Origin of the sequence: Phenylobacterium sp. J426, from assembly GCF_024699945.1 — a bacterium.
In the GTDB taxonomy this organism is placed as follows: domain Bacteria; phylum Pseudomonadota; class Alphaproteobacteria; order Caulobacterales; family Caulobacteraceae; genus Phenylobacterium.
Window position 1 is genome coordinate 1228088 of record NZ_JAJOMY010000001.1, and the last position, 19302, is coordinate 1247389.

The 19302-nt window shown below is 70.3% G+C and carries 18 protein-coding genes and 6 pseudogenes; 5 read left to right on the plus strand and 19 right to left on the minus strand.

All coding sequences use genetic code 11. From position 1 onward, the window contains the following. Positions 1 to 192: 192 nt before the first annotated feature. The gene (locus tag LRS10_RS06445) at positions 193 to 2562 is read left to right on the plus strand and encodes a transketolase (protein ID WP_257836537.1); all 2370 of its coding nucleotides are present in this window, start codon (positions 193 to 195) and stop codon (positions 2560 to 2562) included. Here the strand turns inward: LRS10_RS06445 and LRS10_RS06450 are convergent. The 4 genes and pseudogenes from LRS10_RS06450 to LRS10_RS24970 all read right to left on the minus strand — a co-directional run. Next, positions 2559 to 3731: a cystathionine gamma-synthase gene (locus LRS10_RS06450; RefSeq protein WP_257836538.1), complete on the minus strand. Its 1173-nt coding sequence runs from the start codon at positions 3729 to 3731 to the stop codon at positions 2559 to 2561. The two genes, LRS10_RS06445 and LRS10_RS06450, sit on opposite strands and share 4 nt — an antisense overlap. Then, complete coding sequence (locus LRS10_RS24960) at positions 3728 to 4024, minus strand: CBS domain-containing protein (protein ID WP_374570923.1); 297 nt, start codon at positions 4022 to 4024, stop codon at positions 3728 to 3730. The genes LRS10_RS06450 and LRS10_RS24960 overlap by 4 nt, the downstream gene beginning before the upstream one ends. A gap of 226 nt (positions 4025 to 4250) precedes the next feature. Further along, a pseudogene (locus LRS10_RS24965) lies at positions 4251 to 4451 on the minus strand (cystathionine beta-synthase); the annotation flags it as partial. Between the two features lie 70 nt (positions 4452 to 4521). Beyond that, positions 4522 to 5049, minus strand: a pseudogene (locus LRS10_RS24970) (PLP-dependent cysteine synthase family protein); the annotation flags it as partial. 288 nt (positions 5050 to 5337) lie between these two features. On the opposite strand from LRS10_RS24970, the gene LRS10_RS06460 reads away from it, so the two are divergent. The 4 genes and pseudogenes from LRS10_RS06460 to LRS10_RS06475 all read left to right on the plus strand — a co-directional run bounded on the left by LRS10_RS06460 (position 5338) and on the right by LRS10_RS06475 (position 8264). Then, a complete protein-coding gene (locus LRS10_RS06460; RefSeq protein ID WP_257836539.1) occupies positions 5338 to 6372 on the plus strand; it encodes a CHASE3 domain-containing protein in 1035 nt (344 codons plus the stop codon). Then, positions 6372 to 6554: pseudogene (locus LRS10_RS24975) on the plus strand (histidine kinase dimerization/phospho-acceptor domain-containing protein); the annotation flags it as partial. The gene LRS10_RS06460 and the pseudogene LRS10_RS24975, both read left to right, overlap by 1 nt. Before the next feature lie 187 nt (positions 6555 to 6741). Further along, a complete protein-coding gene (locus LRS10_RS06470; protein ID WP_257836541.1) occupies positions 6742 to 7872 on the plus strand; it encodes an ATP-binding protein in 1131 nt (376 codons plus the stop codon). After that, on the plus strand, positions 7869 to 8264 hold the full coding sequence (locus LRS10_RS06475) for a response regulator (protein ID WP_257836542.1): 396 nt from the start codon (positions 7869 to 7871) through the stop codon (positions 8262 to 8264). The genes LRS10_RS06470 and LRS10_RS06475 overlap by 4 nt, the downstream gene beginning before the upstream one ends. Before the next feature lie 6 nt (positions 8265 to 8270). Here the strand turns inward: LRS10_RS06475 and LRS10_RS06480 are convergent, their stop codons facing one another. The 15 genes and pseudogenes from LRS10_RS06480 to LRS10_RS06550 all read right to left on the minus strand — a co-directional run bounded on the left by LRS10_RS06480 (position 8271) and on the right by LRS10_RS06550 (position 19277). Then, positions 8271 to 9977 (minus strand): NAD(P)/FAD-dependent oxidoreductase, encoded by a 1707-nt coding sequence (locus LRS10_RS06480; RefSeq protein WP_257836543.1) that lies wholly within the window; start codon positions 9975 to 9977, stop codon positions 8271 to 8273. Further along, a complete protein-coding gene (locus LRS10_RS06485; protein WP_257836544.1) occupies positions 9902 to 10384 on the minus strand; it encodes a hypothetical protein in 483 nt (160 codons plus the stop codon). Before LRS10_RS06485 ends, LRS10_RS06480 begins: the two co-directional genes overlap by 76 nt. Then, complete coding sequence (locus LRS10_RS06490) at positions 10384 to 10989, minus strand: two-component system response regulator (protein WP_257836545.1); 606 nt, start codon at positions 10987 to 10989, stop codon at positions 10384 to 10386. The genes LRS10_RS06485 and LRS10_RS06490 overlap by 1 nt, the downstream gene beginning before the upstream one ends. Further along, the gene (locus LRS10_RS06495) at positions 10986 to 11342 is read right to left on the minus strand and encodes a hypothetical protein (RefSeq protein WP_257836546.1); all 357 of its coding nucleotides are present in this window, start codon (positions 11340 to 11342) and stop codon (positions 10986 to 10988) included. Before LRS10_RS06495 ends, LRS10_RS06490 begins: the two co-directional genes overlap by 4 nt. A 13-nt stretch (positions 11343 to 11355) precedes the next feature. Continuing rightward, positions 11356 to 11939 (minus strand): annotated as a pseudogene (locus LRS10_RS06500) (chemotaxis protein CheD). Then, on the minus strand, positions 11936 to 12325 hold the full coding sequence (locus LRS10_RS06505) for a response regulator (protein ID WP_257836547.1): 390 nt from the start codon (positions 12323 to 12325) through the stop codon (positions 11936 to 11938). The pseudogene LRS10_RS06500 and the gene LRS10_RS06505 overlap by 4 nt, the downstream one beginning before the upstream one ends. Next, the gene (locus tag LRS10_RS06510; RefSeq protein ID WP_257836548.1) at positions 12325 to 13365 is read right to left on the minus strand and encodes a chemotaxis response regulator protein-glutamate methylesterase; all 1041 of its coding nucleotides are present in this window, start codon (positions 13363 to 13365) and stop codon (positions 12325 to 12327) included. The genes LRS10_RS06505 and LRS10_RS06510 overlap by 1 nt, the downstream gene beginning before the upstream one ends. Beyond that, on the minus strand, positions 13362 to 14216 hold the full coding sequence (locus LRS10_RS06515; RefSeq protein WP_257839091.1) for a protein-glutamate O-methyltransferase CheR: 855 nt from the start codon (positions 14214 to 14216) through the stop codon (positions 13362 to 13364). The genes LRS10_RS06510 and LRS10_RS06515 overlap by 4 nt, the downstream gene beginning before the upstream one ends. A gap of 17 nt (positions 14217 to 14233) precedes the next feature. After that, positions 14234 to 14698 (minus strand): chemotaxis protein CheW, encoded by a 465-nt coding sequence (locus LRS10_RS06520; protein WP_257839092.1) that lies wholly within the window; start codon positions 14696 to 14698, stop codon positions 14234 to 14236. A 5-nt stretch (positions 14699 to 14703) separates the two neighbouring features. Next, positions 14704 to 14955 (minus strand): chemotaxis protein CheW, encoded by a 252-nt coding sequence (locus tag LRS10_RS06525; RefSeq protein ID WP_257839093.1) that lies wholly within the window; start codon positions 14953 to 14955, stop codon positions 14704 to 14706. Between the two features lie 259 nt (positions 14956 to 15214). Continuing rightward, positions 15215 to 15871, minus strand: a pseudogene (locus tag LRS10_RS06530) (chemotaxis protein CheA); the annotation flags it as partial. A gap of 769 nt (positions 15872 to 16640) precedes the next feature. Beyond that, positions 16641 to 16868, minus strand: a pseudogene (locus LRS10_RS06535) (Hpt domain-containing protein); the annotation flags it as partial. Between the two features lie 11 nt (positions 16869 to 16879). Further along, positions 16880 to 17245, minus strand: coding sequence for a response regulator (locus LRS10_RS06540; RefSeq protein WP_257836549.1), 366 nt, complete (start codon positions 17243 to 17245; stop codon positions 16880 to 16882). Then, a complete protein-coding gene (locus LRS10_RS06545) occupies positions 17242 to 17541 on the minus strand; it encodes an STAS domain-containing protein (protein ID WP_257836550.1) in 300 nt (99 codons plus the stop codon). The genes LRS10_RS06540 and LRS10_RS06545 overlap by 4 nt, the downstream gene beginning before the upstream one ends. A gap of 2 nt (positions 17542 to 17543) precedes the next feature. After that, the gene (locus LRS10_RS06550; RefSeq protein WP_308237925.1) at positions 17544 to 19277 is read right to left on the minus strand and encodes a methyl-accepting chemotaxis protein; all 1734 of its coding nucleotides are present in this window, start codon (positions 19275 to 19277) and stop codon (positions 17544 to 17546) included. Positions 19278 to 19302: the final 25 nt, after the last annotated feature.

The following is a 19302-nucleotide window of genomic DNA, read 5'->3' on the forward strand; positions in this document are numbered from 1 at the left end:
GTCTGCGGCGCTCTTCGGAAGGCAGCAAGCCGCAAGGCGGACCCAGCGTCAACCGGGGCGTACCGATGTTTCGAGACGCCGGCGCCGGATGACCTTCCACCCAAGAACCTGCTAGAGACGGGATCAAAGCGTCCCGCACCGAGGATCGGGCGCAAGGAACGTCCTCGATCCTCCTGCGACCAGGAAATATCCATGCCCTCGGCTCAGAAGCGTCCCGCCCCCGGTCACAACCTCGGGACCGCCCCGCACATCGCGCGTCTCCAGAAGATCGACGAGCGCCTTCGGTGGCTGGCGACCTGGACGATCCACAACGCCAACCACCTTCGGGAGAGCCGCGACGGCCTGAAAGTCGGCGGCCACCAGGCCTCCTGCGCCTCGATGACCTCGATCCTGACGGCGCTCTACTTCCATGCCTTGGGGCCGAAGGACCGGGTGGCGGTGAAGCCCCACGCCTCGCCCGTGTTCCACGCCGCCCAGTACCTGATGGGCCGCCAGACCCGCCAGCAACTGGAGGACTTCCGCAGCTTCGGCGGCGCGCAGTCCTACCCCTCGCGGACCAAGGACAGGGACGATGTCGACTTCTCGACCGGGTCGGTCGGCCTTGGGGTGGCCATCACCGCCTTCGCCTCGCTGACCCAGGACTATCTGAAGGCGCACGGCTGGCTGGATCCGGCGCGCGAAGGGCGAATGGTGGCGACCCTGGGCGACGCCGAGCTCGACGAAGGCAACATCTACGAATGCCTGATCGAGGCCTATAAGCACGACATCCGGAACTGCTGGTGGATCGTCGACTACAACCGCCAGAGCCTCGATGCGACCACCGCCGACCGGATGTTCGACAGGTTCGACGACATCTTCGAGACGGCGGGCTGGCGCGTCGTCACATTGAAGTGGGGCAAGGCCCAGCAGCGGGCGTTCTCGCGGCCCGGCGGGGCGGCGCTGAAGAGCTGGATCGAGGGGTGCTCCAACGCCGAGTACGCCGCGCTCACCTACCAGGGCGGCGCGGCCTGGCGGCAGCGGCTGACCCGCGACATCGGCGGCGCCCCCGGGGCCGCCGGTCTGCTGGAGAGCTTCTCCGACGACGAGCTGCACGCGCTGATGATCGGGCTCGGCGGCCACTGCATGGAGACCTTGGTCGAGGCCTTCGACGAAGCGTCCAGGGACGACACGCCCACGCTCTTCATCGCCTACACGGTCAAGGGCTTTGGCCTCCCGCTGCAGGGGCACAAGGACAATCACGCCGGACTGATGACGCCGTCCCAGGTGGAGGCGCTGCGGCGGAGCCTGGAGATCCCCGAAGGCGCCGAGTGGGAGCCCTATGGCGGCCTCCCCGCCGAAGACGCCGAGGCCCTGAGCGCCTTCGTCGCCCAGGCGCCCTTCGCCCAGGATGCCGAGCGGACGGCCCGCGGCGCGGAGAATCCCCGTGCCGGCCGAGGCCGAGTTCCCGGTTCCGGAAGGCGCGGAGCAGTCCACCCAGGCCGCCTTCGGCAAGATCCTCCTGGAGCTCGCAAAGTCGAGGGCGCCGCTGGCCGATCGGATCGTGACGACAAGCCCGGACGTCACGGTCTCCACCAACCTCGGCGGGTTCGTGAACCAGCGCGGCCTGTTCCGTCGCCGCGAGACGGCCGATGTCTTCCGCGACGCGAAGATCCCTCGGCGCAGAAGTGGGCCGGCGGCCACGCGGGCCAGCATGTCGAGCTGGGCATCGCCGAACACAACCTGTTCCTGAACCTCGCCGCCCTGGGCCTCGCCGGACCGCTGTGGGGCGAGCGCCTGCTGCCGATCGGGACGGTCTACGACCCCTTCATCAGCCGCGGCCTCGATGCCCTGAACTACGCCTGCTATCAGGACGCACGGTTCATGCTGGTGGCCACGCCTTCGGGCCTGACGCTCGGGCCGGAAGGCGGGGCGCACCAGTCGATCTACACGCCGCTGATCGGCATCGGCCAGCCGGGCCTGACCTACTTCGAGCCGGCCTTCGTGGACGAGCTGTCGCTGGTGATGCGCTGGTCGTTCGAGCACATGCAGGCCGACGACGGCGGCTCGGTCTATCTGCGGCTGACGACGCGGAACCTGGCGCAAGCTCCGCGTACGGATGATCTCTGGAAGCCCGACGCCCTGAAGGGCGCCTATTGGCTGAAGGCTCCGGCCGAGGGCTCCGACGCGGCCATCGTGTTCTGCGGCGCCGTGGCTCCGGAAGTGCTCGCCGCCGCCGAACAGCTGGCCGAGGACCTGCCGGGCCTGGGCGTGCTGAACGTCATCTCGCCCGGCCTGCTGCACCGCGACTGGATGGCCGCCCGCCGCGGCCGCTGGACGAGCGGCGAGACGCGCGAGAGCCACGCCGAGGCGCTGCTCGGTCGCCTCGCGCCCGGCGCCGGCCTCGTGACGGTGGTCGACGGCTCCCCGGCCACGCTGTCCTGGCTGGGCGGCGTGCGGGGATCGCGCGTCAGCGCGCTGGGTCTCGACAGCTTCGGCCAGGTCGGCGACCTGCCCGACCTCTACCGGCACTATCGCCTCGACGTGGACGCCATCGTCGACGCGGCGGCGGAGCTGTTCCTCTAGGCCAGGGCCTGCTCGAGATCGGCGATGAGGTCGGTGGTGCTCTCCACCCCGACCGACAGCCGGATCAGGCCGTCCTCGATGCCGATGCGGGCGCGGGTCTCGGCCGGGATCGAGGCGTGGGTCATGATCGCCGGATGCTCGATCAGGCTCTCCACGCCGCCGAGGCTTTCGGCGAGGGTGAAGAGCCGGGTGCGCTCCAGCATCCTGCGCGTGCCGTCAAGATCGCGGTCGAGGACGGCGGTGATCATGCCGCCGAAGCCGTTCATCTGTCGGCGCGCCAGTTCGTGCTGGGGGTGGCTTTCCAGGCCCGGATAGATGACCTTCCGGACGTCGCGGCGGCCTTCCAGCCAGCGGGCGATCGCCAGGCCGTTCTCGCAGTGGCGCTCCATCCGCAGCGCCAGGGTCTTCATCCCGCGCAGCGTCAGAAAGCTGTCGAAGGGCGAGGCCACGGCGCCGACGGCGTTCTGGAGGAACGTCATCCTGTCCCGCAGCTCGGCGTTGTCGCCGACGACGAGAGCGCCGCCGACCACGTCCGAGTGGCCGCCGAGGTACTTCGTCGTGGAGTGCATCACCACGTCGAAGCCCAGCTCCAGCGGGCGCTGGATGTAGGGGCTGGCGAAGGTGTTGTCGGCGGCGGCGATGATCCCCCGCCGCTTGCACAGGTCGGCGATGGCTTCGAGGTCGGCCAGCCGCAGCAGCGGGTTGGTCGGGGTCTCCACCCAGACCATCTTCGTCTTCGGCGTGATCGCCGCCTCGATGGCCGAGAGGTCGGCGAGATCGACGTACGAGAACGTCAGGCCGGCCGAGCGCTGCTTCACCTTATCGAACAGCCGGAAGCTGCCGCCGTAGAGATCCTCCGACGAGATCACGTGGTCGCCGGGCTCGAGCGACTCCAGCAGCGTGGAGATGGCCGCCAGGCCAGAGGCGAAGGCGTAGCCTTTCGTCCCGCTCTCCAGATCGGCCAGCCCGCGCTCCAGGGCGAAACGGGTCGGGTTCTGGCTGCGCGAGTACTCGAAGCCCGTGTGCACGCCCGGAGAGGACTGCGCATAGGTCGAGGTGGCGTAGATCGGCGGCATCACCGCGCCGGTGGTCGGATCGTGCTCCTGGCCGCCGTGGATGGCGCGGGTGGCGAAGTCCAGTCGGTTTTTGCCGTGCAGTTCGTCCGTCACGCCGAGCGCCTCAGATAGTTGATCAGGTCGATACGGGTGATGAGCCCGAGGAAGTCCTTGCCGTCCATCACGATGGCGACCTGATCCAGCTCGAACACCGGCAGCAGCGCGTCCAGCGGCTGGTGCGCCTGCAGCGTGGTGAGCTTGGCGGTCATGGCGGTGGAGACCGGCTGCTTGAAACGGCCCTCCGCCGTGCGGCGCTCGACGGCCTCCAGCAGGTCGCTCTCGTCGATGAGGCCGATCAACCGGCCGTCGTCCATCACCGGCAGCTGGCTGACGTCGGCCTGGCGCATGCGGTTGTAGGCGGTGAGCAGGGGTGTCGTCGGGGCCGACGGTGACGGCCTCGCCCTCCGTGCGCGCGATCAGGTCGCGCAGATCGCCGTGCAGCTTGCGGTCGGTCAGGCCCTGCTCGGCCACCCAGCTGTCGTTGTACATCTTGGACAGGTAGCGGGAGCCCGTGTCGCAGACGAGCGTGACGACCCGCTTCGGCTCGGTCTGTTCACGGCAGTAGCGCAGCGCCGCGGCCAGCAGAGTGCCCGACGACGACCCTGCCAGGATACCGGCCTTGGTCAGGAGCTCGCGGGCGGTGGCGACGCTCTCCTGGTCGCTGATGGCGTAGGCCTTCTCCACCAGGTCGAGGTCGCAGATGTCCGGCACGAAGTCCTCGCCGATGCCTTCCACGATCCACGAGCCGGCCTCGACGGTCTTCCCCTCGTTCACCAGCGGCGCCAAGGATCGAGCCGACCGGGTCGGCGAGGATCATCTTGGTCTTCGGCGAGACCTTCCTGAAATAGCGGCCGAGGCCGGTCAGAGTGCCGCCCGAGCCGACGCCGACCACCATCGCATCGAGGTCGCCGTCCATCTGTTCGAAGATCTCGGGGCCGGTGGTGGTCTCGTGCGCCAGCGGGTTCGCCGGGTTCTCGAACTGGTTGATGTAGACGGCGTTGTTCAGCTTCGCCGCGATCGCGGCCGCCATGTCCTGGTAGTACTCCGGATGGCCCTTGCCGACATCCGACCGCGTGATCCGCACGTCGACCCCCATGGCGCGCAGGTGCTGGATCTTCTCGCGCGCCATCTTGTCCGGCACGACCAGCAGCAGCTTGTAGCCCTTCAGCAGACCCACCTGCGCGAGCCCCAGCCCCGTATTCCCGGCGGTCGCCTCGACGATGGTGCCGCCGGGCTGCAGCCGCCCGTCCTGCTCGGCCGCCTCGATCATCGACCGGGCGATACGGTCCTTGATCGAGCCGCCGGGATTGGCGTTCTCCAGCTTCACGAACAGCCGGCAGGGGCCGGTGTCGAAGCCTTTCAGTTCGACCATGGGCGTGCGCCCGATCAGATCGAGGGCGGTGTCCGCCAGCGGCGGCAGGGGCAGGGTGTTCACTGAGAGGCCTCTAGTTTGCGGAAGCGCACGGCCTGCAAACGGAACCGGATTGCTTCGAGTTCAGCGATCGGAGGTAGACAACAGGCGAATGCGCGGCGCAAGGCGGGATTTCCTTGCCGCACCGCACACAAAGCGGGGCATGTCCCGCCGGACCTACGTAGGATATCGGAGCTTGCGCAGTCTCCGGACGTTGATGCAGCGTCTTCGCGCGCTACGGGAGACTTCATGATCGGCGGTTGGACGGCGACGCTGCGGCGGCGGTTCTCTCAGGACGCGCTCTTCTGGCTATGCGCCGCCACGGTGATCCTGCTGATCCCGATCCTGCTGGCCGTGGCCTGGCGCGCGACGTCGGACGAACAGAGGCAGCAGGACGCGGCCCAGGCCGCGATGGTCAGGTCGGCCGACCGGCGCGCGTCGATCCAAGCGTTCGCCCTCACGCTCAAGGACGCCGAGAGCAGCCATCGGGGCTACCTGCTGGCGGGCGACCGGGACTTCCTGCGCCGCTACGAGGCCGTTGCGCCGGCGCTGGAGCAGCGGATCGCGAGCCTGGAGCTGGCCTACGCCGACCAGCCGGAGCAGCAGGCGCGCCTCGCCGACATCCGGGCGCTCGCCCAAAAGCGGTTCGCGACGATGGAAGAGGCCCGCCGGGTTCGGGACGTGCAGGGCCTGTCGGCGGCGGCGGCTATCGTCGCCACCGGCCGCGGTGAGGCCTTGATGGAGCAGCTGCGCGCCGCCACGGACGCCATCACCGCCGCCGAGGCCCGCAATCTCGCCGAGCGGCTGCGGAGCGCCGAGCGACAGACGCAACAGGCGCGCGCCGTGGCTTCGGTGAGCTACGGCCTCGTGCTGCTGGCCATCCTGCTCGCCGCGGTGATGGCCTTCCGGTACACGGCTCTGCGCACCTCGCTGATCGGCCGCGCCCGGGCCGAGGCCGAGCGCCGGCAGGCGATTTTCGACGCCGCCATGGACGCGATCGTGACCTTCAATCCGAGCGGCGGCGTGGAGACCATGAACCGGGCGGCCGAGCAGATGTTCGGCTACACGGCTGAGGAGCTGCAGGGCCGCGACATCTCGGTGCTGGTGCCGGAGGCCCTGGGGGGCGACGCCCTGTTCCTGGAGCGGATCCGGCGCGAACGCGGCCTTCGCGAGGGCGCGAGCTGCGAACTGGAGGCGCGGGCGCCGGGACGGCGCGACCTTCCCCGTCGACATCAATTTCGGGGAGATGGTCCTACCCGGACGGCGTCCATGCGGTGGCGGTGATGCGCGACTGCACCGAGCGGCGGCGGGCGGAACAGGCCAAGGCCGAGTTCGTCTCGACCGTCAGCCACGAGCTGCGCACGCCGCTCACCTCGATCGCGGGCTCGCTGGGACTGCTGGCGGGCGGCGTGGCCGGCGAACTGCCCGAACGCGCGGGACGGCTGATCGGCATCGCCGAGAGCAACAGCCGCCGGCTGGTGCGGCTGATCAACGACATCCTCGACCTCGAGAAGATCGATTCCGGCAAGCTCGCCTTCGACCGGCAGCCGCTGGACCTGGCCGACCTCGCCCGGCGCACCGCCGAGTCGCTCGGCGGCCTCGGCCAGGAGACCGGCGTCAGCGTGGACTACGAGCCGCCGCCCGAGCCCCCTGATGATCAATGGCGATCCCGACCGTCTGGTCCAGGTGGCGACCAACCTGATCTCGAACGCCGTCAAGTTCTCGGACGCCGGCGGAACGGTCAGAGTGCGCCTGCGCGCGGAAGGTCCGCGCGTGCGGCTCTCGGTGAAGGACGACGGCGCCGGGATCCCGCCGGACTTCCACGACCGGATCTTCGGCCGCTTCGCCCAGGCCGACTCCTCCGACACCCGGCAGAAGGGCGGCACCGGCCTCGGCCTGGCGATCAGCAAGGAGATCGTCGAGCGCCACGGCGGCCGCATCTGGTTCGAGAGCCCGCCCGGCGAAGGCGCGACCTTCCACGTCGAGCTCCCGCGCCACCTCGCGACCGAGCCTGCCCAGCCGGCGGACGGCCGCGGCGCGCGGCTGCTCCTGTGCGAGGACGACGCCGACGTGGCGCGCGTGCTGCAGGCGGCGCTGGAGGCCCAGGGCTTCCGCACCGAGGTGGCGGCGACGCTGAAGGCGGCCGCGGCCGCCCTGGCCGAGCCCGGCCGTTTCGACGCCCTGCTGCTGGACCTGCGCCTGCCGGACGGGTCTGGCCTGGACCTGCTGCGACGGCTGCGGGCCGATCCGGCCACGGGGCGCCTGCCGGCGATCATCGTCTCGGCCGACAGCGCCGATCCCGCGGCGATCGCCAATCTCGACCTGATCGACTGGATCGAGAAGCCGGTCGACATGGCCCGCCTGCAGGCGGCGCTCGAGCAGGCCACCGACGACTCGGCCGACGGGCCCCTGGTCCTGCACGTGGACGACGATCCCGACCTGCGACAGCTCGTGGCCGAGGCCTTCGCCGGCCGCTGCCGGCTGGTCTCGGCGGCCAGCCTGGACGCGGCGCGGGAGGCGCTGGCCGGCGGCAAGCCGGCGCTGGCGATCCTCGACGTCGGCCTGCCCGACGGCTCGGGGCTGGACCTGCTGCCCGAACTGCTGGACGAGGGCGGCCAGCCGATCCCCGTCGTCGTCTTCTCGGCCCAGGCCGTGGACGACGCGGCCCTGGCCCAGGCGGTGGATGCGGTGCTGGTCAAGTCGCGTTCGTCGCTGGACCAGCTGATCGCCACGGTGCGCCGGCTGACGGCCGCGCCTAGCCCCTCCGCCGGAGCCGACGCATGAGTACGCTGAAGATCCTCTACGTGGACGACGAGCCCGACATCCGCGAGGTCGCGTGCCTTTCGCTCGAGATGGATCCGGACATGGAAGTCCGCGCCGCCGCCTCCGCCGAGGAGGCGCTGGCGCTGCTCGACGCTGCGGCTGCGGCCGGCGCCTGGGCGCCGGACCTGTTCCTGCTGGACGTTATGATGCCGGGCACGGACGGCCCCACGCTGCTGAAGGCGATCCGGGAGCGGCCGCAGTTCGACGCCGCGCCGGCGGTGTTCATCACCGCCCGGGCCCAACGCCAGGAGAGCGAGCGGCTGATGGGGCTGGGCGCCGTCGCGGTCATCGCCAAGCCGTTCGACCCCATGAGCCTGGCCGCCGAGGTCAAGGCGGCCGCGGGACGCGCCTGACCACTCTCAGACGCGCCGGCGCTTCACGTCCTTCAGGACTTCCCGCGCCGCGTTGTGCCCCGGCGCCCCGGTGACGCCGCCGCCCGGATGCGTGCCGGCGCCGCACTGGTAGAGGCCGCGAACCGGCGTGCGGTAGTCGCCGGCGCCCAGCACGGGCCGCGCCGAGAAGAGCTGATCCAGGCTCAGGGCGCCGTGCATGATGTCGCCGCCGACGAGGCCGAAGGTCCGCTCCAGGTCGAGGGGCGAGAGCACCTGGCGACCGAGCACGGACTTCGCGAAGCCCGGCGCGTGGCGGTCGACCGTGGCGATCATCAGATCGGCCACCGCCTCGCGATGGTCGTCCCAGCTGCGGCCGCCCAGGGGGCCGTCGGGCAGCGTCGGCGCGACGTGCTGGCAGAACAGGCTGGCGACGTGCCGGCCGGCCGGCGCGAGGCTGTCGTCCAGGGTCGACGGGATCAGCATCTCGACGATCGGCTCGCGTGACCAGCCGTGGGCGCGGGCGTCCATGTAGGCGCGGTCCATGTATGCGAGCGTCGGCGCGATGATGATCCCCGCGGTCAGGTGGTCGCCGGGACCCGGCCGGACCGGGAAGCTCGGGAGTTCGGACAGGGCCACATTCATCCGGAAGGTGCCGGAGCCGGAACGGTAGCGGGCGATGCGTTCCGCGAAATCGGCCGGAATGGCGCCCGGATCGACCTTGGAGAACAGCAGCTTCGGGTGGAGGTTGGAGACCACCATCCGCGCCTTCAGGACCTCGCCGGCCGCAGTGACCACGCCGGTGGCGCGGCCCTTCTCCGTGAGCACCTCGGCGACGTCTGTCCGTGTACGGATTTCCACTCCGCGCGCCCGGCAGCAGGCGGCCATCGCGCCGGTGATCGCCCCCATGCCGCCGACGGCATGGCCCCACGCGCCCTTCTTGCCGTTCACCTCGCCGAACACGTGGTGCAGCAGAACGTACGCCGAACCCGGCGTATAGGGGCTGGCGTAGTTGCCGACGACGCCGCCGAAGCCCAGCACCGCCTTGATGGGTTCGCTCTCGAACCAGCCGTCGAGCCAGTCGCCGGCCGACTGGGCGAACAGGGCCAGCAGGTCGCGCTTCGCCGTGAGGTCGAGCTTGGTCAGGCGACGTCCCAGGCTCGCGGACTTCAGCAGTTCCGGGATCGCCTGGGCGAGACCGCCCTCGACCAGATTGGGCGGCGTCTCCAGCACCAGCTCACGCAGCACGTCGGCGATGCGGTCGAGGCGGTCGTTGTAGGCGTCCAGCCGCTCGGCGTCCTTCGCAGAGAACCGCGCGACCTCGGCCCTGGTGCGGCCTTCGCCGGTCAGCAGGCTGTCGCCGTCGAACGGCAGGAAATTGGCGGCGCGGCGCTCGACGACCGTCAGGCCGTGCCGGTGAAGCTCGAGGTCGCGGATGACCTTGGGGTTGAGCAGCGAGACCGTGTAGCTGGCCACCGAGTTGCGGAAGCCGGGGTGGAACTCCTCGGTCACGGCGGCGCCGCCGACGACGTCCCGCCGCTCGAGCACCGTCACCTCGAGGCCCGCGGCGGCCAGGTACGCGGCGCAGGTCAGGCCGTTGTGCCCCGCCCCGACAACGATCACATCGCGCGTCATGTCCGAAACCATAACCCGGGGGTCTGCTACGGACCGCCGAGCTTGGCAATCAGGCGACGGATTCTGACGACCTTGCGGAGGCCGAGCTTCAGCGCCGTGCAATGGGCGGGATCGTGGTCCTGCACCTGACGCATCACCTGCAGGGCGTCGACGTGCACGGCCACCATGGCGGCGCTCCACTTGCCGTGGTTCCGGAAGCGGGTGATCAGCTCGCAGAGGCTGTAGGCCGCCTCGCCCAGCTCGGTCTTCTCGAACACCCCCGCCATGGCGATGATGCGATTGGCCGCGCCGTAGATCTCCTGCACGCGGGGATCGTCCAGGCTGGTCACCTGCTTGGCCAGGTCCAGGATGTGGCAGACCGTCTGGTCGATCTCGTTGAGGGTGTTCTCGCGGAGCTGGACAAGGCGCCCGTCGGCGGCCTTGATCGCCTCGGACTGGGTCAAGCCGCTGTGCTTGGTGAGCGCCTTGGCCAGGCGGTTGACGTACTTGAAGGTCCTGGCTGCAGTCATTACGCGACCGCCTTTCGGGGATTGAGCAAAGCGTCGATCTCGGACTGGGCGAGATCGGGGCCGGCGGGGAAGCCGACCTCGGGCGACAGGTCGTCCTTGCGCCGACCCTTGATGCCGGGCGGCGGACCGAAGGCCTTGTGGCGGCGGTCGGGACCCATGTAGCCGTCGCTCTCGACGAACTCGCGCTGGTCCTGGACCAGCCACAGGATACGGTCGAACAGCACCTTGGGCGTGATCGGCTTGGCGACGACGAAGTTCGCGCCGCAGTCGCGGGCGCGGTAGATCTGGCTCTGCGGCGTGTGCCCGGCGACCAGCAGGACGGGCGCCAGGCGGTTGCGGCCCTCACGCTCGCGGCGTAGGCGCTCGACGAAGGCGAAGCCCGCGCCGTCCTCGAAGTCGCCATCGACGACGATCAGGTCGAAGTCGACGCGGCGGGCCACCTCTTCGGCGTCCTGCAGCGACAGGTACTTGCGGATCGCCTTCACCCCGAACCCGATGAACACCTGACCCAGGATGTCGAGCTCGGACTGGTTGTTCTGGACGATCAGGACGACGGTCTTGGAGAGGTTGAGACGCGGATCCGAGCCCGCCGGACGCATGCTCATTCGAACAGCTCCAGGTCGCCGGGGTCGGAGCGCGCCTGGACCGGCGCCAGGCTCAGCGCCGCGGCCATGTCCTCCAGCGGCAGGGACCGCGCGACGGCGGCGGCGTCGACGGTCCAGTCCGCGGGCAGGCGGTCGGACAACGAGGCGAGGAAGTAGGAGAGGCTGGCCAGCCCCTGGGTGACGTAGTCGAGGTCCTGCATCGCCATCGGGCGCGCGCCCTGACCCACCGCGGGGCTGAGCGCGTCCTGCAGCCCCACGCAGCGGCCCTCCATCTGCTGGAGCAGGCCGGCGGCGACGACGAGCACGTCGCTCACCGGGACCGGGCTGGCGGGTTCGGGATCTCGGCGCGTCATGGCAAGGCTTCTCTCAGAACAGCTCCAGTTCGCCCGCGGCGGCGGGGGCGGGCGGCGGCTTGCGGACGCGCTCGCGCTCGGCCTCGAAGGGGGTGACGACCTGATGCGGCAGCAGGATCTGGCGCGCGCGGCCGCTGGCCGGCCAGTACTGCACGCGCCGCGCCTGGTCGCCCCGCAGGCTGCCGCCGGCGTAGGTCAGGCCCTCGTCGCGCAGGTAGCCCTCGGCGAAGGTCGCGTTCGAGGCCCCGACATCGGTCAGCCCCTTCAGCATGCGGGCGCCGCCGAACAGCTTCACCTCCAGCCGGTTACGTTGCGCGCCGCGCTGCAGCAGCGCGTTCACCAGCAGCTCCATGGCGTAGGCCCCGAACCGCTGGGCGTCGCCCCCGGAGTCGTCGCGGGCGGCGTCCTGGGGCCCGGGAGCAGGAAGTGGTTCATGCCGCCAATGCCGAGGACGGGGTCGCGCATGCATGCGGCCACGCACGAGCCGAGCACGGTCGTCAGCACCGCATCAGGGTGCTCGGCGACGCGGAACTCGCCCTGCACCACGTGCTCGGGGCGCTGGACCAGGCCTTCGTAGCGGGCGGCCCATGTGCTCATGTGATGGGGCCGAAGACCGCTTCGATCTTCTCCTTGAGGGTGCCGACGGTGAACGGCTTCACCAGGTAGTTGTTGACGCCGAACTGCACCGCCCGCTGGACCAGCTCCTTGTCGGCCCGGCCGGTCAGCATGATGTACGGCGTCTGGCGGATGGGCTCATGCCCGCGGATCGCCCGCAGCAGGCCCAGGCCGTCCAGCTTGGGCATGTTGTAGTCCGAGATCACCAGGTGGACCTTGGTCGTCAGCAGGACGCGCAGCCCCGCCTCGCCGTCCGGCGCCTCCTTGATCTCGCGGAAGCCCAGCTCCTGCAGCCCAGTGCGGACCAGCGAGCGCATCGTCTGTTGGTCGTCCACCACGAGGACGGTCATCGAAGCCGCAGCGGGCATCAGTGTCTCTCCACAGTCTGTTGGGTGGGCGCCTTCAGGAGCTCGGCGGCGATCCTGTCGATGGGCGCCTGGCGCTCCACGGCGCCGATCTCGAAGGCGGCCTTGGGCATGCCGTAGACGACGCTCGTGGCCTCGTCCTGGCCGACGGTCCGGGCGCCGGCCTCCCGCATTTCCAGCAGGCCCCGGGCGCCATCCCGGCCCATGCCGGTGAGGATGCAGCCGACCGCGCGGGGGCCGGCGGCGCGGGCCACCGACGAGAACAGGACGTCCACCGAGGGCCGGTGGCCGTTCACCCGGTCGCCGGCCGCGATGCGGCAGCGCAACTTGCCGCTGCCGGCCACCTCCAGGTGGCTCTCGCCGCCGGGAGCGACATAGACCCGGCCCACGTCCAGCGGCGCGCCATCGGTCGCCTCTTCGACCCGCGGGGCGCAGAGGCGGTCCAGCCGTTCCGAGAAGCTCTTGGTGAAGCTCTCGGGCATGTGCTGGGTGATCACCGTCGGCGGGCAGTTGGCCGGGAAGCGCGACAGCACGTTGATCAGGGCCTCGACGCCGCCGGTGGAGGAGCCGATCGCGATCACCCGGCCGTCCGGGGCGTGATCGATGCGGGTCGGAGCCGGCGCGGCCGTTCCGGCGGGAGGGCGGTCCAGCGGGCGCACGCGGGCGCCGGCGGCGGCCTTCACCTTCTCCGGCAGTTCCCGGAAGCCTTCGAGGCCTCCGGTGGAGGGCTTGGCGACGCAGTCGACCGCGCCGATCTCGAGCGCCTCAAGGGTGATCTCGGCGCCGCGCGTGGTGAGGGTCGAGACCATCACCACCGGCATCGGCCGCAGACGCATCACCTTCTCGAGGAATTCGATGCCGTTCATGTTCGGCATCTCGACGTCCAGGGTCATGACGTCGGGATTGAGCTGCTTGATCGCCTCGCGCGCCTCGTACGGGTCGCCGGCCTGGCCGATGACCTCGATCTCGGGATCGCGGGAAAGCACGGCCGAGATCAGGCTGCGCATGGTGGCGGAATCGTCGACGACGAGCACCCGGATCATCGGGCCGGTTCCTTGAGGCGGTAGATGGTCACGCCGTCGGTTTCGAGACTGGCGGCCGCCGGGCCGCAGATCCGCTCGGAATGGCCGATGTAGAGCCGCGCATGCGGCGCCATCAGCGGCAGGAAGCGGCTGAAGACGCGGGCCTGAGTGGGCTCTTCGAAATAGATCACGACGTTGCGGCAGAAGATGGCGTCGTACCGGCGCTTCATCGGCCAGTCGCCCATCAGGTTCAGTTCGTTGAAGACGATCAGCTTGCGGAGCGCCTCGCCGGCCTGCCAGCGCTCGCCGTCCTTGTCGAACCAGCGGCTGCGCAGGTCGCCGGGGATCTGCAGCATGTTGGACGCGCCGTACACGCCGGCCCGCCCGTGGGCGATCATGTTGGTGTCGATGTCGGTGGCGAGGATGCGAACGTCGAGGTCCGCGGCCTCGGGCATCAGCGACAGGATCGTCAGCGCGATCGAATAGGGTTCCTCGCCGCTGGAGCAGCCGGCCGACCAGATGCGCACCGAGCCGCCGCTGCGCGCGGCGTTGAGGAGCGGCGGCAGGACGCGGGTCTTCAGGTGATCGAAGTGGTGCGGCTCGCGGAAGAAGCGGGTCACGTTCGTCGTCAGCGCCGCGATCATCTTCTGGCGCTCGTCGACGTTGTTCGCGTCGGCGACCAGCGCGCAGTAGTCCCGGAAGCTCTCGAGGCCCAGGGTGCGCAGCCGCTTGGCCAGGCGCGAGTAGACCAGCGTCGCCTTCGACTCCGAAAGCGCGATGCCGGCCGACTCGTGGAGGATGGCGGCGATGCGGCGGAAATCGTCGGCCCGGAAGACGAACTCGCCGTCCACCAGCCGCTGACCGTCCGACATCGCCGTAGACGGCTGGGTCACGCAGCGACCTCCAGGTCGTCCTGCGGGAACAGCCCGCCCAGCGACAGGAAGCTGACCATCCGGCCGTCGATCGCCAGCAGGCCGCGCACCGACGAGCGGGCGAAGTCGGAGCCGACGTCCGGGGTGGGCTGGATCTGGTCTTCCGTGATCGTCAGGATATCCGAGACCGCGTCGACCAGCAGACCCACGACCTGGTTCTGCACCTGGGCCACGATGATCACGTGGCGGGCGGTCGGGTCGGCCGCGCCCAGGCCCAGGCGGGCGCCCAGGTCCATGATCGGCAGCACGGCGCCGCGCAGGTTGATGACCCCGCGCACGAAGGCCGGTGAGTCAGGAATGGCCGTCGCCGGGGTCCAGCCCCGGATCTCACGCACGTCCATGATATCGACGCAGAATTCCTGCGCGCCGATCCGGAACGAGATCAGCTCTTGGCCGCCAGCGGTGTTCGAGATGTCGTTCATGGGGTTCAACCTGCTTGGAGGAGCCGAGGCGACTCGGCGGTGCGGGTGGCTGCGACGAGGGCGTCCACGTCGAGGATGAGGGCCACACGGCCGTCTCCCAGGATGGTGGCCGCGGCGATGCCGGGAACCCGGCGGTAGTTGGCTTCCAGGCTCTTGATGACGACCTGGCGCTGGCCCTGGATGGCCTCGACCATCAGCACCGAGCGGGCGCCGCCCTCGCCTTCGATCAGCAGCGCGACACCCTGTTCGGGCTCCAGCGCCTGGGCGCGGTAGCCGAGGGCCGCGCCGACATCGACGAGCTGCGTGTAGGCCCCGCGGGATCGAGATCACCCGGCCGCCGCCGGTCGTGGGATGCACGTCGGCGGGCTTCGGCTGCAGGGTCTCGACGATGGCGCTCAGCGGCACGACCAGCGTCTGGTCCCCGGCCGACACCACCATGCCGTCGAGCACGGCCAGGGTCAGAGGCAGGCTCATGACGAAGGTCGAGCCCTCGCCCGGCCGCGAGACGATCGAGATGCGGCCCCCCAGCTCCTGGATGGAACGCTTGACCACGTCCATGCCCACGCCGCGGCCCGAGATGTCCGAGATCGCGTCGGCGGTGGAGAAGCCGGGCATGAAGATCAGGTTGTCGATCTCCTCGTCCGACAGTTGGGCGTCGGCGGAGATCAGTCCCTTCTCGACGGCGATGGCCTTCACGCGGGCGCGGTTGATGCCGCCGCCGTCGTCGGCCACCTCGATGACGATCCGGCCCGACCGGTGGAGGGCCGAGAGCCGCACCGTGCCCTCGGCCGGCTTGCCGACCTCCAGCCGCTTCTCGGGCTTCTCCAGGCCATGGTCGATGGCGTTGCGGATCATGTGGGTCAGCGGATCGGTCAGCCGTTCGATGACGGTCTTGTCGACCTCGGTGCCTTCGCCTTCGGTCACCAGGCGCACCTGCTTGCCGGTGGCGCTGGCCACCTCGCGCACGAGGCGCGGCATGCGCTGGAACACGGACTTCACGGGCTGGGCCCGGATGGCCATGACGCTGTCCTGGATCTCCCGGGTCAGCTGCTCCAGCTCGTCCAGGGCGACGGCGACGTTGGTGTCGCGGATCAGGCCCGCCTCGCTCACGCGCTGGGCCATCATCGCCTGGTTGATGACGAGCTCGCCCACCAGGTTGATCAGCCGGTCCACGCGATCGAGGTCGACGCGGATCGTCGGATTTCCGGCGCCCGGCCGGCTTGGTCTGGGCCTTGTCGCCGGCGGCCTGGGCCGTCTCGGCAGGAGCCGTGGCCGCGACGATGGCGGCGGGCTCGGGATCGGGCGCCACCGTGATCGGCGGCTCGCTGGCGGCGGCCTCCTGGGCCATGCTGATGAGGGCGGCGATGTCCAGGTCGTCGGCGCCGGGGCTTTCGGCCTCGGCCGCCGGTTCTCCGTCGCCGGTGATCTCCAGCTCGCAGTCGGTCTCGACGAATTCGAAGATCTCGGCCACGTCCTCGCGCTTGGCCTCGCCCTTCAGGCGCACGGTCCAGCCCAGGTAGGCGCCTTCGGGGTCGAGGTCGGGCAGCAGAGGCAGGTCGGCGGCGTCCAGCTCGACCTCGACGTCGCCCAGGCGGGCCAGCTCGCGCAGCAGCAGCGCGCTGTCGTTGGCCTTCTTGTAGAGCTCCGGGCGCGGCTTGAAGCGCACGGTCCAGCCGCCGCCGGCCGTGGGGGCGGGCGCATCGTCGAAGGTCGGAACGGCGAAGGCCACGGGCTGGAAGTCCAGGTCGCCCATGCCGTCGTCGCCGTCGTCGGCGGCGTGCGGATCGGCGCCGGTGAAGACCGAGAGCTCGGCCGCGACCGCGTCGGAGTGGGCGAGGTCGACCGAGCCGCCGTCGCGCGCCGCGCCCACCAGATCGGTGAGCACGTCGGCGGCGCGCAGCAGGGCGGCCACGATGTCGGGACCCGCCGCCAAACGGCCGGCGCGCAGTTCGTCGAGGGTCGTCTCGAACACGTGGGCGAACCGCACCAGATCGTCGAGGCCGAACGCCCCGGCGCCGCCCTTCACCGAGTGCACGGCGCGGAAGACGGCATTCACGGTGTCGTCCGAGCCCTCGCCCTCCTGCATCGCAAGAAGGCCGTTCTCCAGTTCGGCGAGCTGTTCCTCGCACTCCTGGAAGAACGTCGCCCGGATTTCCTGCATCGGATCCATGGAGGGGTTCCTCAGGCCGCCACGCGGCGGATGGCTTCGACGAGCTTCTCGGGGCTGAACGGCTTCACGATCCAGCCGCTGGCGCTGGCTTCGCGGGCGCGCATCTTCTTCTCCGGCGAGCTCTCGGTGGAGAGCACCAGGATCGGGGTGGCGCGGTACTGGGGATCGGCGCGCACGCCCTCGATGAAGCCGTAGCCGTCGAGGCGGGGCATGTTGATGTCGGTGACGATGACGTCCGGGACGCCCTCGCGCATGACCTCAAGGCCGTGCTCGCCGTCTTCGGCCTGGATCACGGTGAAGCCGGCGTCGACGAGCGCCAGGCGCAGCATGTCGCGCATCGTTCGGCTGTCGTCGACGGTCAGGACGATCTTGCTCATCGGCTGGTCTCCGAAGTCTGGGTGGGCGCCTCGCCCGAGAAGGACTGGGCCGCACCCATGAGGGCGAGGGCGGCGGTGAGTTCGGCCGAGGGCTCGGCCAGGGTCAGGGTCTGGCCATCGGCCGCCCAGGTCGCCTTGGCCGAGAGCAGGACCTGCAGGCAGGGTCCGCCCAGCCGCTGAACGGCCGAACCGTCGAGCACCAGGGGATGGCCGCGGCGCTCGGTGAGCGCCTGGGCGAGGGGGGCCGCCGCGTTCAGGTCGAGGACCGGCGCGAGGGTGACGGGTTCGCTGCTCATGCTCAGAACTCTTCCCAGCTATCGGTTTCAGGCGCGGCGTAGGTCTTGGGCTTCGACATCGCGCCGCCGCCGCCTGCGTGCGTCGACACGGTCTTCATGGCGGGCGCCGGGGGACGCGGAGCCGGAGCTGCGGCGCGAGGCGCTGGCGCGGGGGCGCGCGGCGGCGCGGCGGCCGGCTGGCGCACCGGCTGCTGGCCACGCTGGGCCCGTTGCTGGCCGGCGATCTCGCCCACCTGGAAGCGGCTGATCAGGCGGGCCAGCTCCTCGGTCTCCTGGGCCAGGCTGTGGCTGGCGGCGGTGGACTGCTCCACCATGGCCGCGTTCTGCTGGGTGACCTGGTCCATCTGGTTCACCGCCGTATTGACCTGGTTGAGGCCCGTGGCCTGTTCCTGGGCCGAGGCGGCGATCTCCGAGACGATGTTGGTGATCTCGGCCACCTGGCCGACGATCCGCTCCAGGGCCTGGCCGGTCTCGCCCACCAAGGTCACGCCCTGGCCCACCTGCTGGGTGGAAGCCGAGATGAGCGTCTTGATCTCCTTGGCGGCGTCCGCCGAACGCTGCGCCAGGGCGCGGACTTCCGAGGCGACGACCGCGAAGCCCTTGCCCGCGTCGCCGGCGCGGGCGGCTTCCACCCCCGCGTTGAGCGCCAGCAGGTTGGTCTGGAAGGCGATCTCGTCGATCACCCCGATGATCTGGCTGATCTGCTGGGCCGACTTCTCGATCTCGCTCATGGCGGCGACCGCGCTGCGGACCACCTCGCCCGAGTGCTCGGCGTCGCCCTTGGCCGTCGAGACGACGTCGCGCGCGTGGTTTGCGCCCTCGGCGGTCTTGCGCACCGTGGCGGTGATCTGGTCGAGGGCCGCAGCGGTTTCCTCCAGCGAGGCGGCCTGCTGCTCGGTGCGCTTGGAGAGGTCGTCGGCGGCCTGGCTGATCTCGTCCGTGCCCGAACGGATGCCCTGGGTGGCGCCGTTGATGACCTTCATCGTCTCCTGAAGCTGCTCCATGGCGCCGTTGAAGTCGGCGCGCAGCTTCTCGTACTCGGGCGCGAAGGGCTGGCTGATGCGGAAGACCAGCTCGCCGGCCGACAGCTTGGTGAGGCCCAGTGCGATCTGGTCCACCACCTGCTGCTGCTGGCGCGCGCTCTCGGCCTTGGCGGCCTCGTTGCGGGCGCGCTCCTGCTCGGCCGCCTTGGCCTGTTCGGCGGTCATGCCCTCCAGGCGCAGCTTCTCGATGGCGGCGTCCTTGAACACCTGGACGGCGCCGGCCATGTCGCCGATCTCGTCCTTGTGCTCGCGGGCCGGGACGTCGGTAGTGTTGTCGCCCGAGGCCAGCCGGCGCATCGCTTCGGTCATCGCCCGGATCGGCACGGCGATCATGCGGGACAGCAGGATGGCCATCGCCAGCGCCACGCCCGCGATCACCAGAGAGCTGATCGCGAAGATGGTGATCTCGTAGGCGATGGCGTCGCGCTGGGCCTTCAGGCGGCCGGCCTGGATTTCGTTCTGGGCGGTCTCGAGTTCGGCGATGGTCTTGCGCAGCTCGCCCAGGGTCTTCTTGCCGAGGATCTGGAAGGCCTGGTCGCGGGTGGCGGGATCCTTCGCCAGCGTCATCGGCTTGTCGGCGTATTCCGGCCGCCAGGCGGCGAACTGCTGCTGCAGCTTCTCGGCGCGCGCGCGTTGCTCGTCGCTGGACGTGTTCTCGATGAAGCTCGCCAGCGCCTTGTCGGTGATGGCCACCTGCTCGTCGTAGGTCTTCTCGAAC